Here is a 13784-nt window from a genome sequence, read left to right as displayed (position 1 = left end):
TCGCCACAAAAGCCTGAGACTCATCCATTAATGACTGGAACAACTGACATGACCCAGCAACTCCTGACCCTGCCAGTCAAAGCACTGGCCCTGGCCCTCGGCCTGTTCAGCTCGGCACTGTTTGCCGCCGACGCACCGTTGAAAATCGGCACCACCGCCGCGTTCGCCATTCCCCTGGAGGCCGCCGTGGAAGAGGCCAGCAAGCAAGGCCTGAAGGTCGAACTGGTGGAGTTCAGCGACTGGATAGCGCCCAACGTCAGCCTGGCCTCCGGTGATATCGACGTGAACTACTTCCAGCACATCCCGTTCCTGGAAAACGCCAAGGCCGCCGCCGGGTTCGATCTGGTGCCGTTTGCGCCGGGGATCATCAACAACGTCGGCCTCTATTCGAAAAAATACAAAAGCTTCGACGAACTCCCGGAAGGCGCCAGCGTCGCCATTGCCAACGACCCGATCAACAGCGGTCGCGGCCTGCAACTGTTGGCCAAGGCCGGGCTGATCAGCCTCAAGCCGGGCGTCGGCTACAAGGCCACCGAAGACGATATCGTCGCCAACCCGAAGAAACTCAAGATCCTGCAGGTCGAAGCCGTGCAACTGGTGCGCGCCTATGAAGACGCCGACCTGGTACAGGGCTACCCGGCCTACATCCGCCTGGCCAAGACCTTCGATGCCAGCTCTGCCTTGCTGTTCGACGGCCTCGATCACAAGGAATACGTGATTCAGTTCGTGATCCAACCCAAGAGCAAGAACGATCCACGGCTGATCAAGTTCGTCGACATCTACCAACATTCGCCAGCCGTGCGCGCCGCCCTGGACAAGGCCCACGGCAAGCTCTACCAACCCGGCTGGGAAAGCTGACATGAACGCCGTCAATGCTCGACTTCGACAAGAAGCCCCCCCGCCCAGAAGCGCCAAACACACCGAACTGCATCCAGAGCTCAACCGTGCCCATGTGCGCTTCATCGGCCTGGGCAAGACCTACGCTGGCGCCCAGGGGCCGGTGACCGCGCTGCAAGGCATCGACCTGGCGATCCAGCGCGGCGAAGTGTTCGGCATCATCGGCCGCAGCGGCGCTGGCAAATCGTCACTGATCCGCACCATCAACCGCCTCGAACAACCCACCAGTGGCCGGGTGCTGATCGATCAGATAGACATCGGCGAGTTCGATGAAGACCGCCTGGTGGACCTGCGTCGGCGCATCGGCATGATCTTCCAGCACTTCAACCTGATGTCGGCCAAGACCGTGTGGCAGAACGTCGAGCTGCCGCTGAAAGTCGCCGGCGTGCCCAAGGAGGAGCGCCAGCAGAAAGTTCGTGAGCTGTTGGAGCTGGTGGGTTTGCAGGGCAAGCACAAGGCCTACCCGGCGCAACTCTCGGGCGGACAGAAGCAGCGCGTCGGGATCGCCCGGGCGCTGGTCCATGATCCGCAGATCCTGCTCTGCGACGAGGCTACCTCGGCCCTGGACCCGGAAACCACTCAATCGATCCTCGGTTTGCTGCGTGAGATCAATCAGCGACTGGGCCTGACCATCGTGTTGATCACCCATGAAATGGCGGTGATTCGCGAGGTGTGTGACCGCGTGGTGGTCCTCGAGCAAGGTCGGATTGTCGAGCAGGGTCCGGTCTGGGAAGTGTTCGGTAACCCGCAACACGACGTCAGTCGAACACTGCTGGCCCCCCTGCAACACGCCATACCTGAAGAACTGCAAAGCCGCTTGCAGGCCCTGCCAGCATCGGCGGATGCCGCTACCGTGCTGCGCCTGCAATTCACCGGCATCGGGCGGGACGAACCGGACCTCGCGGCCTTGTTCAACGCCCTGGATGGTCGGGTTCGGCTACTGCACGGCGGCATCGAACGGATCCAAGGCCACGGGCTGGGACAATTACTGCTGGCGGTGAGTGGCTCGTCATGGGGCGCCGAAGAGCTGCGCCAACGTGCAGGCAATTGGGCGCAACAGGTGGAGGTGCTGGGCTATGTGGTTTGATCGGTTATTGCAGGGCTTCATCGACACCTTCCTGATGGTCGGCGTGTCGTCATTGATCGCTTTGCTGGCGGGCATTCCGCTGGCGGTGATTCTGGTCACCAGTGACAAGGGTGGGATCTATGAAGCGCCCGCCCTGAACCGCGTCCTGGGCGCGTTCGTGAACCTGTTCCGCTCGATACCGTTCCTGATCCTGATGGTGGCGCTGATTCCGTTCACGCGGCTGATCGTCGGCACCACCTACGGCGTCTGGGCGGCGGTGGTTCCCCTGACCATCGCCGCCACCCCGTTCTTCGCCCGCATCGCCGAAGTCAGTTTGCGGGAGGTCGACCATGGCCTGATCGAAGCGGCCCAGGCCATGGGGTGCCGACGCTGGCACATTGTCTGGCATGTGCTGCTGCCCGAAGCACGGCCGGGCATCGTCGGCGGTTTTACCATCACACTGGTGACCATGATCAACTCCTCGGCGATGGCCGGGGCAATCGGCGCTGGCGGCCTGGGGGACATCGCCTACCGGTATGGTTACCAGCGTTTCGACAGCCAGATCATGCTCACGGTGATCGTGTTGCTGGTGGCATTGGTGGCGTTGATTCAACTCGGTGGGGATCGGTTGGCGCGGGGCTTGAACAAGCGCTGACCTGAGCGATCAATGATCTTGCGGTATAGTCGGCTCACGCTTCCCCACTCCAAGCCAGCGACCATGAAACACACCCCCGACGACCTGCAAACCATCACCGCCACGACCCTGGGCCATTACAACGCGGTCGCCGACAGCTTTCGCGAAGGCACCCGTGATCACGACGTCAGCCAGAATATCGACGCGTTGCTGCGGCATATTCAGGCCCAGGCACCGTTGCACATCCTGGACTTCGGCTGCGGCCCCGGACGAGACCTGCGCACGTTCACCGCCATGGGCCATGTGGCGGTGGGCCTCGATGGCTCAGCGGAATTTGCCCGGATGGCGCGCCAGGACAGCGGGTGCGAAGTGTGGCAACAGGACTTTTTGAAACTCGACCTGCCGGCTGAACGCTTCGACGGGATCTTTGCCAACGCCGTGCTGTTTCATATCCCGGTCCAGGAACTGCCTCGGGTGCTGAAACAACTGCATGCCACGCTCAAGCCCGGCGGCGTGCTGTTCAGCTCCAACCCACGGGGCGAAAACCAGGAGGGCTGGAACGGCCAGCGCTTCGGCGCTTATCACGACCTCGCGGCCTGGCGCACGCTGCTCGGCGACGCAGACTTCGTGGAACTGGAGCATTACTACCGACCGGCTGGGCTGCCGCGCGAGCAACAGCCTTGGTTGGCAAGTGTCTGGCGCAAGTCTTGAGGACAGGCCTGTTTGGACAGGGTGAGCGGTAACCATGTCCCCCGGTCCAAACAAGAACCCAGTGGCGAGGGAGCTTGCTCCCGCTCGGCGGCGCAGCCGTCGTAAAACCGGCTGACACGGTCTGCCTGGAGTTTTGCGTTATCCCGATTGGGGCTGCTTCAGCCCAGCGGGAGCAAGCTCCCTCGCCACAAAGTGTCGCGTTGAATCCAAGCCTCAATTGTTTTCCGCTGGCTGTTTTTCCAACCACTTCTGCGACAACCGCTCCAGCCTTCCATCCTCCTTGATACGTGTCAGGGCGTTGTCCAGGCTGGCCTTGAACGCCGGGTTGCCCTTCTGGAACGGAATCACCAGGCTCGGCGCCGGGTCGCTCTTTTTTTCGGGCTGGAACGACTGCGCCATGACCAGCGGGCGTGGCGTCTGCTCCTTGCTCGCCAGCAATTGTGCATCCGGCTGACTGTAAACGGCGCTGGTGTCGAAACGTTCCACCAGTTCCGGGGTCATTGCTATGTGGTTGATGGCGACGTCGTACTTGCCGCTCTCCACCCCGCTCATCAGGTCCCCGGCATCAGTGACCACGAAGTCGGGGCGTACATCGAGCTCACTGGCAAGCATTTCGCCCAGCTCCACTTCGAAACCAGTGAGTTTGCCGTCTTCCTTGAAGTTGAAGGGCGCGGCGTTGGCCTCAAGGGCAATGCGCAGTTCGCCACGGTCATTGATGTCATCGATCAGTTCGGCATGAGCCAGGGGACTCAAAAGGGGTAGCAGGCAGATCAGGCCAGGCAGAAAGCGCATGGTCACTCCTTTGTATTTATACAAGCGACGCTCGTTTCAGGCTCGCTTTGCTATGGTTGTTGCAGGCTTCGACAACGATTGGTCATGAAGTTGTCATGGCCAGGCGGATTTCATGGAAAAATTGGAGAAAAAAATGAAAAGCTTTATGTCTCGTGCCGCGTTGGCCGGCCTGTTGCTGAGTACTTCGATGCTGGCGACTGCCGCAACCCCCGCTCCCAAAGGCGCAGAGGTATTCATCGTTTCCCCGCAAGACGGCGCCACCGTTGCCCAGGAATTCAAGGTCAAGTTCGGCGTCAAGGACATCGCCCTGGCTCCGGCGGGTGATGTGACCAAAAACACCGGGCATCATCATCTGCTGATCGATGTCGACAAACTGCCCGCCGAAGGCGCACCGATTCCGACCGACGCCAACCACATGCACTTCGGCAAAGCGCAGACCGAAGCCACCATCAAGCTGGCCCCGGGCAAACATACCTTGCAGCTGATATTGGGTGACAGCGGCCATATGCCGTTCCATCCGACGATCGTGTCCAAGAAGATCACCGTCACCGTGAAGTAACGCAGGCAAAAAAACGGGAGCCCCTTACGAAGCTCCCGTTCTTTATTGCAAGCCAAACCTCAACTTGCCGTCCAACCTTCTTAGAACAACACCCGGCAACGAATGGTGCCGTTGATGTGCTGCAGCTTCTCTTGCGCCAGGTCCGAGTATTCGGCGTCGACGTCGATCACGACGTAGCCGACTTTCTCGTTGGTCTGCAGGAACTGACCGGAAATGTTGATGCCGTTTTCGGCGAAGACCTTGTTGATCTCGCTCATCACACCCGGGATGTTCTCGTGGATGTGCAACAGGCGATGCTTGCCAGGGTGTGCCGGCAGAGCCACTTCCGGGAAGTTCACGGACGATACCGACGTACCGTTGTCGCTGTACTTGACCAGTTTTTCCGCCACTTCCAGACCGATGTTGGCCTGGGCTTCAGCGGTGGAACCGCCGATGTGCGGGGTCAGGATCACGTTGTCCAGGCCACGCAGCGGGCTTTCGAAGATGTCGTCGTTGGAGCGCGGCTCCACCGGGAACACGTCGATGGCGGCGCCGATCAGGTGCTTGTCCTTGATCGCGTCGGCCAGGGCGTCGAGCTTGACCACGGTGCCACGCGCGGCGTTGATCAGGATCCCGCCCTTCTTGATGGCACGGATTTCCTTCTCGCCGATCATCCACTGGGTGGCAGCGGTTTCCGGCACGTGCAGGGTCACGATGTCGGACATGCCCAGCAACTCGTGCAGGTTGTTGACCTGGGTGGCGTTGCCCAAGGGCAGTTTGGTCACGGTGTCGTAGAAGAACACCTGCATGCCAAGGCCTTCAGCCAGTACCGACAACTGGGTGCCGATCGAGCCGTAACCGACGATACCCAGCTTCTTGCCGCGGATTTCGAAGGAGTTGGCCGCACTCTTGATCCAGCCGCCACGGTGGCAGGAAGCGTTCTTCTCAGGGATGCCGCGCAGCAGCAGGATCGCTTCGGCCAACACCAGTTCGGCAACGGAACGGGTGTTGGAGTACGGCGCGTTGAACACCGCGATGCCGCGCTCGCGCGCCGCATTGAGGTCAACCTGGTTGGTGCCGATGCAGAAGCAGCCGACCGCCACCAGTTTCTTGGCGTGGTCGAAGATCTCTTCGGTCAATTGAGTACGGGAGCGAATGCCGATGAAGTGAGCATCGGCGATCTTTTCCTTGAGCTGGGCTTCCGGCAGAGAACTAGTGATGTACTCGATGCTGGTGTAGCCCGCCGACTTGAGGACGTCGACAGCCGATTGGTGGACGCCTTCGAGAAGAAGGAACTTGATCTTGCTCTTATCGAGAGAAGTCTTGCTCATCTGCGTAAACCTGTGTCCCGGAGAAAAATGGCAGGGAATCGGACAGCGCATGCTGGCCCGACCGGCGTGACAGCCGTCGCCGCAGAACAGCCGTTGGGCACTACGCTGCGGGGTCGGTATGCTAGCATATGCACCCCGCTAAACACTCATTCCTGCGACGTGAAGCGTTCTCAGGATGACCATGAATTGTTCGAGAGTTCTGTCGATGACCAACCCTGCCCTGATAGATGAGCTGAAGACCCTGGTTGAGCCTGGCAAGGTCCTGACCGATGCCGACTCCCTGAACGCTTACGGCAAGGATTGGACCAAGCATTTCGCCCCGGCGCCCACGGCCATCGTCTTTCCCAAGACCACCGAGCAGGTCCAGGCCATCGTGCGCTGGGCCAATGAACACAAGGTCGCGCTGGTGCCGTCGGGCGGGCGTACCGGGCTTTCCGCCGCCGCCGTGGCGGCCAACGGCGAAGTGGTCGTGTCATTCGACTACATGAACCAGGTGCTCGACGTGAACCTCACCGACCGCACCGCGGTCTGCCAGCCTGGCGTGGTCACCGAACAACTGCAGAACAAGGCCGAAGAACATGGCCTGTATTATCCGGTAGACTTCGCTTCCGCCGGTTCCAGCCAGATTGGCGGCAACATCGGAACCAATGCCGGCGGGATCAAGGTCATTCGCTACGGCATGACCCGCAACTGGGTGGCGGGCATGAAGGTCGTCACCGGCAAGGGTGACCTGCTGGAGCTGAACAAGGACCTGATCAAGAACGCCACCGGCTATGACTTGCGGCAGCTGTTCATCGGCGCCGAAGGCACCCTGGGCTTCGTGGTCGAGGCCACCATGCGCCTGGACCGTGCGCCGAAAAACCTCACCGCCATGGTGCTCGGCACGCCGGACTTCGATTCGATCATGCCGGTGCTGCACGCCTTCCAGGGCAAGCTGGACCTGACCGCCTTCGAATTTTTCTCCGACAAGGCCCTGGCCAAGGTCCTCGCTCGCGGCGACGTGCCAGCACCGTTCGAAACCGAGTGCCCGTTCTACGCCCTGCTGGAATTCGAAGCCACCACTGAAGAAGTCGCCAATCACGCCCTGGAAACCTTCGAGCATTGCGTGGAGCAAGGCTGGGTGCTGGACGGCGTGATGAGCCAGAGCGAAACCCAACTGCAGAACCTGTGGAAGCTGCGCGAATACATTTCCGAAACCATCTCCCACTGGACGCCGTACAAGAACGACATCTCGGTGACCGTCTCCAAGGTTCCGGGTTTCTTGCGGGAAATCGACGCGATCGTCGGCGAACACTACCCGGACTTCGAAATCGTCTGGTTTGGCCACATCGGCGACGGCAACCTGCACCTGAACATCCTCAAGCCGGAAAACCTGAGCAAGGATGAGTTCTTCGCCAAGTGCGCGACCGTGAACAAATGGGTCTTTGAGACCGTCGAGAAGTACAACGGCTCGATTTCCGCCGAACACGGCGTGGGCATGACCAAGCGCGACTACCTGACCTATAGTCGTTCACCTGTGGAAATCGAGTACATGAAAGCGGTGAAGGCGGTATTCGACCCGAACGGCATCATGAACCCGGGCAAGATTTTCGCGATTTGACGCCTAAAAACACCTGATGAATCCCAGAAGCAGGAGCCGGTAATGAGCTATCAGCACCAGTATGTCGACGGTACACGTATTCATTTTCCGGTAGGGAAAGTGGTGTGCATTGGCCGCAACTACGCCGAACATGCAAAGGAACTGGATAACCCGGTACCCACCGAACCCTTGCTGTTCATCAAGCCGGGCAGTTGCGTGGTGCCGCTGGAAGGTGGTTTCAGCATTCCTGCCGACCGTGGCTCGGTGCACTACGAGGCGGAAATCGCCGTGCTGATCGGCAAGCCGCTGTCCACCAAGCCCAGCGCTGAAGAAGTACTGGACGCGATCTCCGGCTTCGCCCCGGCCCTGGACCTGACCCTGCGGGACAAGCAGGCCGAGCTCAAGGCCAAGGGCCTGCCGTGGGAAGTGGCCAAGTCCTTCGACGGCGCGGCGGTGCTCGCACCGTTCGTGTCGAACGGCACCTTTGCCGACCTGACCGACATCCCCGTTCGCCTGACCATCAACGGTGAAGTGCGCCAGGACGGTAATAGCAGCCTGATGCTCAATCCCATTGTGCCGATGATCCAATACATGGCCGGCTGCTTCTCGTTGCAGGCCGGCGACGTGATCCTCACCGGCACCCCGGCAGGCGTCGGGCCGCTGAATGCAGGCGATGAACTGGTACTGGAGTTGCCGGGAGCGAGCCGCTTCGAAAGCAGCGTTCGCTAACTCGGTTTTGTGACCGCTAGAGATCATGTGGGAGCTGGCTTGCTCGCGAAGGCGGTATAACGGTCGGCATAAAGATGTTGCACCTGATGGCCCCTTCGCGAGCAAGCCCGCTCCCACAGGCATCCAGCTTTCCCGAGCCCAAGGTTTTACCGTTTTTTTCACATGCCATCCGGATAATTCCGGGGAATGCGGCATCTGAGCCAGCCACTCCCCTAGCCGAATTTTCTGGAACGCATTCCCCGATGGCCAAAACCCAAGCACTGTTTGCCGCCAAACCCGCCCGCCGCTCCCGCTTCGCCCTGCCCTGGTATGCCTGGTCGCTGCTGGCAGTGGCCGCAGCCTATGGCCTGGCGTTTGCGATGCATTGGGACGACCGCGGCCTGCTTTGGCTATCGGAACACTTCCAGAGCCCAGCCGAGCGCCAGGCGAGCATCTGGTTGCCGGACTACCATGCCGTGATCGACGCCAAGCCGCTACCCGGCTTGGAGAAGGACGAGGCGTCCGATGTGACCTACAACCCGCAGACCAAGACACTGTTCGCCGTCATGGGCAAGAACCCGTTCCTGGTGGAGCTGACCCTGCAAGGCGATGTGCTGCGCAAGATGCCGTTGGTGGGCTGGAGCAACCCCGAGGGCGTGACTTATATGGAAGACGGCCTGCTGGCTATCACCGACGAACGAAGTCACACGTTGACCATCGTCCACGTTGGTGCCGACACCCGCGAATTGAACAACGCCGATTTCCCCCACTACGATCTCGGCCCATCCAAGAACAAGAACAAAGGGTTCGAAGCGATCGCCTGGGACCCGCGCAACCAGCAACTGGTACTCGGGGAGGAACGCCCGCCGGCGCTGTTCACCTGGAAAAGCGATGGTAGCCAATTGCTCAAGGGCAACAAGCAAATCCATGTCAGCAATGAACTGGACCTGCGCAACCTCTCGGCTCTGGCGATCGATCCGCGCACCGGTCACATGCTGGTGCTTTCGGCCGACTCCCATCTGCTGCTGGAACTGGACGAAAAAGGCGAGCAGGTCAGCTTCATGACCTTGCTGGGCGGCTTCAACGGCCTGAAAGACACAATCCCTCGTGCCGAAGGCATCACCGTCGATGAGGCCGGCAATCTGTACATGGTCAGCGAACCGAATCTGTTCTATCGCTTCGAAAAACAGCGCTGACAGCACTAACTCTGTAGGATAAATCCTCCTTTGTTGTAGGGTGTGGCACACAGCCATTAAGCTTCAGTTCAGGCAACCGTGGTATTTCCAGGCACCTGTTCTTATCCGAGCCCACCCCAACATGCGTCGACTCGCCCGCCCCAAACCCTTGATCCTGATACTGCTGACGCTGGCGCTGATCTTCCTGATCGCCGCCGGCCAGCATCTGCGCCTGTTCGAACGCGCCTGGTTCAACCTCAACACCCTCTGGCGAACCCCCAGCGAACAGGCCATCGCCCTGGACCAATACCGAGTCACGCTCGAGGCGCAGGCGATCGACGGCCTGGACGATGACGTTTCAGCGCTGACGTTCGATCCGATCCGCAAGAGCCTGTTCACCGTCACCAATAAAAATGCCGAGCTGGTCGAGTTATCGCTGGACGGCAAGATTTTGCGGCGCATCGCCCTGATCGGCTTTGGCGATCCGGAGGCGGTGGAGTTCATCAGCGAAGACATCTACGTCATCACCGACGAGCGTCAGCAGCGCCTGATCAAGATTCACCTGGAAGAGGACACCCAATTCATCGACGCCGCCGAAGCCGAACAGATAACCCTGGGCGTGCACATGAGCGGCAACAAGGGGTTCGAAGGGCTGGCCTACGATTCGGTAGGCAAACGCCTGTTCGTGGCGAAGGAACGCGACCCGATGCTGATTTATGAAGTGCATGGGTTTCCCCATCACAATCCGGAAAAATCCTATGCCGTCCATGTGATCAACAACCCCAAGCGCGATGCCGGGCTGTTCGTACGCGACCTCTCAAGCCTGCAATACGACGAACGCAGCGGCCACTTACTGGCGCTGTCCGAGGAGTCGCGGCTGATTATCGAATTGGATATTGACGGCCGGCCGCTGAGCACGCTGTCGTTGAGCAAGGGCCGCCACGGCTTGCAAAAAACCGTGCCCCAGGCCGAGGGCCTCGCCATGGACGACGATGGCAACCTGTATCTGGTGAGCGAGCCGAATCTGTTCTACGTATTCAAGAAGCCGCAGCCTGATTGAACAGATAGGAAAAGATCCCGCGGCAAGGCCACCCGATCACTCAAGACCGACCTGAATCATTGTGGCGAGGGAGCTTGCTCCCGCTTGAGTGCGAAGCGCTCACCGCTTTTTTGGGGCCGCTTCGCGCCCCAGCGGGAGCAAGCTCCCTCGCCACAAAAGCATCCCGGTCGACCAACCGATTTGCGCTTGAAACTGACACTGATTCGAGGCATTCCCTTGACCCGCGCCGTGCCCAATTCCCGTGGCGAGGGAGCTTGCTCCCGCTGGGCCGCGCAGCGGCCCTAAAACCCGGCAACGCTGTGGATCAGGTTGATTGGGTGGGCTTGAGAGGGGGCTGCTACGCAACCCAGCGGGAGCAAGCTCCCTCGCCACAGTCACAACAGCGGATCAAGCCTTGAGGGTCTTCACCCCTTCAGGGGTCCCCAGCAGCAGCACATCAGCAGGACGCGCAGCGAACAAACCGTTGGTGACCACGCCCACGATGGCGTTGATCTGGCTTTCCAGTTCCACCGGGTTAGTGATCTGCAGGTTGTGTACGTCGAGGATGATGTTGCCGTTATCGGTCAGCACGCCTTCGCGATACACCGGGTCACCACCCAGTTTCACCAGTTCGCGGGCCACATGACTGCGGGCCATCGGGATGACTTCCACGGGCAACGGGAACGCGCCCAGCACCGGCACCAGCTTGCTGGCGTCGGCAATGCAGATGAAGGTCTTGGCCACGGCCGCGACGATCTTCTCGCGAGTCAGGGCCGCGCCGCCGCCCTTGATCAGGTTCAGGTGCGCGTCGCTTTCATCGGCGCCGTCGATATAGAACTCCAGGTCGCTCACGGTGTTGAGCTCGTACACCGGAATCCCGTGGCCCTTGAGGCGCGCGGCGGTGGCTTCGGAGCTGGCGACCGCGCCGTCGAACGCACCCTTGTGTTGCGCCAGCGCGTCGATGAAGCAATTGGCCGTAGAGCCGGTGCCAACCCCGACAATGCTCTTGTCATCCAGCTTCGGGAGGATGAGGTCGACGGCGGCCTGGGCCACGGCCTGTTTGAGTTGATCCTGGGTCATGCGGGCTCCGAAAGCGGGCAGGAAGTAAAGAGGGGCGCGAGTATAACCCAACAAAACCTTGGGATTCGTGTGGTCGCCCAGCTAAAAGCCGGGTTAGACTCCTTGGCCCTGCCCAACCCGCTCAGTGATGCTTTCCGATGCTTGAACAGTACGTCAAAAAGATCCTCACCTCGCGCGTTTACGACGTTGCCGTAGAAACCCCGCTGCAGTCCGCTCGCCAGCTCTCCGAGCGGCTGGGCAACAGCATCTTGCTCAAGCGCGAAGACTTGCAGCCGGTGTTCTCGTTCAAGATTCGCGGGGCCTACAACAAGCTGACCCAGCTCAGCGACGAAGAGCGCGCACGCGGCGTGGTCACCGCTTCGGCAGGCAACCATGCCCAGGGCCTGGCCCTGGCGGCCAAGGTACTGGGGGTCAAGGCCACCATCGTGATGCCCAAGACCACCCCGGAAATCAAGGTCGAAGGCGTGCGCTCACGTGGCGGCAAGGTGGTGCTGCACGGTGACTCGTTCCCCGAAGCCCTGGCCTACTCGCTGAAACTGGTCGACGAAAAAGGCTACGTCTACATCCACCCGTATGACGATCCCCACACCATTGCCGGGCAGGGCACCGTGGCGATGGAAATCCTGCGCCAGCACCCGGGGCGCCTGGATGCGATCTTCGTCCCGGTGGGCGGTGGCGGGCTGATTGCCGGGATCGCGGCCTACGTGAAATACCTGCGCCCGGACATCAAGATCATCGGCGTCGAGCCGGACGACTCCAATTGCCTGCAAGCGGCCATGGCCGCTGGCGAGCGCGTGGTCCTGCCGACCGTGGGGCTGTTCGCCGACGGCGTCGCCGTGGCACAGATCGGCCAGCACACCTTCGACATCTGCAAGCATTACGTGGACGAAGTGATCACCGTCAGCACCGACGAGATCTGCGCTGCGATCAAGGATATCTACGACGATACCCGCTCGATCACCGAACCTGCCGGCGCGTTGGGTGTGGCCGGGATCAAGAAGTACGTCGAGTCGCGCGGCATCAGCGGCCAGACCCTGGTGGCCATCGACTCCGGCGCCAACGTCAACTTCGACCGCTTGCGCCACGTTGCCGAACGCGCCGAACTGGGCGAGGGCCGCGAAGCGATCATCGCCGTGACCATCCCCGAGCAGCCGGGCAGCTTCAAGGCGTTCTGTGAAGCCGTCGGCAAGCGCCAGATCACCGAATTCAACTATCGCTACAACACCGGCAGTGAGGCGCACATCTTCGTTGGCGTGCAGACCCACCCGGAAAACGACCCGCGCAGCGCGCTGATCGCCAGCCTGACCGAACAAGGCTTCCCGGTGCTGGACCTGACCGACAATGAACTGGCCAAGCTGCACATTCGCCACATGGTCGGCGGGCATGCGGCCCATGTCATCGACGAAGTGGTGCTGCGCTTCGAATTCCCGGAACGCCCGGGTGCGCTGTTCAACTTCCTCAACAAGCTGGGCGGACGCTGGAACATCTCGATGTTCCACTACCGCAACCATGGCGCGGCGGATGGCCGTGTGGTCGCCGGGCTACAGGTGCCGCACGACGAGCGCCACCTGGTGCCGGCCGCCCTGGAAGAAATCGGCTACCCGTACTGGGATGAAAGCGATAATCCGGCGTATCAGCTGTTCTTGGGGTGAACCTTGTGGCGAGGGAGCTTGCTCCCGCTTGAGTGCGAAGCGCTCACTGCTTTTTTTGGGGCCGCTTCGCGACCCAGCGGGAGCAAGCTCCCTCGCCACAGGGGGGGCTAAGCTGTGCTGGACAAGTCATAAGGAAATCGAACCATGGAAACGTTGACCCTCCTGAAAATCGCCCACGTCGTGGCCACGGTTCTGCTGTTGGCGGGCGCCCTCGGGCTGGCCCTCTGGGTCTGGCGCACGCGCCGCAACGGCGATGCCACGGCGGCGGCACGCACGCTGCAACGTCCGCGACTGTTCGTCTGGCTGGTGATGATCCTGGCATTGGCAAGCCTGCCGTTCACGGGCTGGTGGATGGTGCATCAGGTTGGCTGGTCGCTGGGGCAGACCTGGTTGCTGGCTTCCAGCGTGCTCTACACCGTGGCGGCGCTGGCGGGGTTCTGGTTGGTGGTGCGACTGAACAAATTGCGCAAGACGCCGGGAGGTAGCGGGAAGTTTACCTTTGCCTTGGCGCTGTTCAGTGTTGCCTGCTTTATTGCCATTGCGGGGTTGATGGGCGCCAAGCCGGTTTGAGGCGTTAGACCG

General features: G+C 60.9%; 14 protein-coding genes. 11 read left to right on the top strand and 3 right to left on the bottom strand.

Features of this window, described 5'->3' with window-relative positions; genetic code table 11:
* Window positions 1-48 precede the first annotated feature (48 nt).
* The 4 genes from BLT00_RS21950 (at window position 49) to BLT00_RS21935 (ending at window position 3308) form a co-directional block, all read left to right on the top strand.
* Window positions 49-858 (top strand): MetQ/NlpA family ABC transporter substrate-binding protein, encoded by an 810-nt coding sequence (locus tag BLT00_RS21950; protein WP_063323436.1) that lies wholly within the window; start codon window positions 49-51, stop codon window positions 856-858.
* A 1-nt stretch (window position 859) separates the two neighbouring features.
* A complete protein-coding gene (locus BLT00_RS21945) occupies window positions 860-1984 on the top strand; it encodes a methionine ABC transporter ATP-binding protein (RefSeq protein ID WP_092146586.1) in 1125 nt (374 codons plus the stop codon).
* Entirely contained in the window at window positions 1974-2618 is a 645-nt protein-coding gene (locus BLT00_RS21940; RefSeq protein ID WP_092146587.1) for a methionine ABC transporter permease, read from the top strand. Before BLT00_RS21945 ends, BLT00_RS21940 begins: the two co-directional genes overlap by 11 nt.
* A gap of 63 nt (window positions 2619-2681) precedes the next feature.
* On the top strand, window positions 2682-3308 hold the full coding sequence (locus BLT00_RS21935) for a class I SAM-dependent methyltransferase (RefSeq protein ID WP_092146589.1): 627 nt from the start codon (window positions 2682-2684) through the stop codon (window positions 3306-3308).
* A 213-nt stretch (window positions 3309-3521) separates the two neighbouring features.
* Here BLT00_RS21935 and BLT00_RS21930 read toward each other — a convergent pair whose 3' ends face one another.
* Window positions 3522-4100, bottom strand: a complete 579-nt coding sequence (locus BLT00_RS21930) for a transporter substrate-binding domain-containing protein (RefSeq protein WP_092146591.1) — start codon at window positions 4098-4100, stop codon at window positions 3522-3524.
* Between the two features lie 133 nt (window positions 4101-4233).
* On the opposite strand from BLT00_RS21930, the gene BLT00_RS21925 reads away from it, so the two are divergent.
* Complete coding sequence (locus BLT00_RS21925) at window positions 4234-4659, top strand: DUF4399 domain-containing protein (protein WP_092146644.1); 426 nt, start codon at window positions 4234-4236, stop codon at window positions 4657-4659.
* Between the two features lie 80 nt (window positions 4660-4739).
* Here BLT00_RS21925 and serA read toward each other — a convergent pair whose 3' ends face one another.
* The gene (gene serA / locus BLT00_RS21920) at window positions 4740-5969 is read right to left on the bottom strand and encodes a phosphoglycerate dehydrogenase (RefSeq protein WP_003186856.1); all 1230 of its coding nucleotides are present in this window, start codon (window positions 5967-5969) and stop codon (window positions 4740-4742) included.
* A 205-nt stretch (window positions 5970-6174) separates the two neighbouring features.
* Here serA and BLT00_RS21910 point away from each other — a divergent pair, with 205 nt between their 5' ends.
* The 4 genes from BLT00_RS21910 to BLT00_RS21895 all read left to right on the top strand — a co-directional run bounded on the left by BLT00_RS21910 (window position 6175) and on the right by BLT00_RS21895 (window position 10491).
* Window positions 6175-7569, top strand: coding sequence for an FAD-binding oxidoreductase (locus BLT00_RS21910; RefSeq protein ID WP_063323440.1), 1395 nt, complete (start codon window positions 6175-6177; stop codon window positions 7567-7569).
* 42 nt (window positions 7570-7611) lie between these two features.
* A complete protein-coding gene (locus tag BLT00_RS21905; protein WP_063323441.1) occupies window positions 7612-8277 on the top strand; it encodes a fumarylacetoacetate hydrolase family protein in 666 nt (221 codons plus the stop codon).
* A gap of 242 nt (window positions 8278-8519) precedes the next feature.
* Window positions 8520-9452, top strand: a complete 933-nt coding sequence (locus BLT00_RS21900) for an SdiA-regulated domain-containing protein (RefSeq protein WP_092146593.1) — start codon at window positions 8520-8522, stop codon at window positions 9450-9452.
* A 121-nt stretch (window positions 9453-9573) separates the two neighbouring features.
* The gene (locus tag BLT00_RS21895; protein ID WP_092146595.1) at window positions 9574-10491 is read left to right on the top strand and encodes an SdiA-regulated domain-containing protein; all 918 of its coding nucleotides are present in this window, start codon (window positions 9574-9576) and stop codon (window positions 10489-10491) included.
* A gap of 387 nt (window positions 10492-10878) precedes the next feature.
* Here BLT00_RS21895 and rpiA read toward each other — a convergent pair whose 3' ends face one another.
* Window positions 10879-11550 carry a ribose-5-phosphate isomerase RpiA gene (gene rpiA / locus BLT00_RS21890; RefSeq protein ID WP_063323444.1) on the bottom strand — a complete coding sequence of 224 codons (672 nt, stop codon included), beginning with the start codon at window positions 11548-11550 and terminating at the stop codon, window positions 10879-10881.
* A 137-nt stretch (window positions 11551-11687) separates the two neighbouring features.
* On the opposite strand from rpiA, the gene ilvA reads away from it, so the two are divergent.
* Window positions 11688-13202: a threonine ammonia-lyase, biosynthetic gene (gene ilvA, locus BLT00_RS21885; RefSeq protein ID WP_063323445.1), complete on the top strand. Its 1515-nt coding sequence runs from the start codon at window positions 11688-11690 to the stop codon at window positions 13200-13202.
* Window positions 13203-13346: 144 nt separating this feature from the next.
* Window positions 13347-13772, top strand: coding sequence for a DUF2269 family protein (locus tag BLT00_RS21880; protein WP_092146597.1), 426 nt, complete (start codon window positions 13347-13349; stop codon window positions 13770-13772).
* Window positions 13773-13784: the final 12 nt, after the last annotated feature.

It is taken from the genome of Pseudomonas sp. NFACC51, from assembly GCF_900103575.1.
Taxonomy (GTDB): domain Bacteria; phylum Pseudomonadota; class Gammaproteobacteria; order Pseudomonadales; family Pseudomonadaceae; genus Aquipseudomonas; species Aquipseudomonas fluorescens_Q.
The sequence above is the reverse complement of the archived record's forward strand: the minus strand, read 5'-3'. Positions and strand labels throughout refer to the sequence as shown.

What these genes read in the sequence shown, in the direction of transcription:
- BLT00_RS21935 (WP_092146589.1), top strand. Translation starts at nt 2,682, where the DNA reads ATGAAACACACCCCCGACGACCTGCAAACCATCACCGCCACGACCCTG.
- ilvA (WP_063323445.1), top strand. Translation starts at nt 11,688, where the DNA reads ATGCTTGAACAGTACGTCAAAAAGATCCTCACCTCGCGCGTTTACGAC.
- serA (WP_003186856.1), bottom strand. Translation starts at nt 5,969, where the DNA reads ATGAGCAAGACTTCTCTCGATAAGAGCAAGATCAAGTTCCTTCTTCTC.
- BLT00_RS21930 (WP_092146591.1), bottom strand. Translation starts at nt 4,100, where the DNA reads ATGCGCTTTCTGCCTGGCCTGATCTGCCTGCTACCCCTTTTGAGTCCC.
- BLT00_RS21900 (WP_092146593.1), top strand. Translation starts at nt 8,520, where the DNA reads ATGGCCAAAACCCAAGCACTGTTTGCCGCCAAACCCGCCCGCCGCTCC.
- BLT00_RS21895 (WP_092146595.1), top strand. Translation starts at nt 9,574, where the DNA reads ATGCGTCGACTCGCCCGCCCCAAACCCTTGATCCTGATACTGCTGACG.
- BLT00_RS21880 (WP_092146597.1), top strand. Translation starts at nt 13,347, where the DNA reads ATGGAAACGTTGACCCTCCTGAAAATCGCCCACGTCGTGGCCACGGTT.
- BLT00_RS21925 (WP_092146644.1), top strand. Translation starts at nt 4,234, where the DNA reads ATGAAAAGCTTTATGTCTCGTGCCGCGTTGGCCGGCCTGTTGCTGAGT.
- BLT00_RS21910 (WP_063323440.1), top strand. Translation starts at nt 6,175, where the DNA reads ATGACCAACCCTGCCCTGATAGATGAGCTGAAGACCCTGGTTGAGCCT.
- BLT00_RS21905 (WP_063323441.1), top strand. Translation starts at nt 7,612, where the DNA reads ATGAGCTATCAGCACCAGTATGTCGACGGTACACGTATTCATTTTCCG.
- rpiA (WP_063323444.1), bottom strand. Translation starts at nt 11,550, where the DNA reads ATGACCCAGGATCAACTCAAACAGGCCGTGGCCCAGGCCGCCGTCGAC.
- BLT00_RS21950 (WP_063323436.1), top strand. Translation starts at nt 49, where the DNA reads ATGACCCAGCAACTCCTGACCCTGCCAGTCAAAGCACTGGCCCTGGCC.
- BLT00_RS21940 (WP_092146587.1), top strand. Translation starts at nt 1,974, where the DNA reads ATGTGGTTTGATCGGTTATTGCAGGGCTTCATCGACACCTTCCTGATG.
- BLT00_RS21945 (WP_092146586.1), top strand. Translation starts at nt 860, where the DNA reads ATGAACGCCGTCAATGCTCGACTTCGACAAGAAGCCCCCCCGCCCAGA.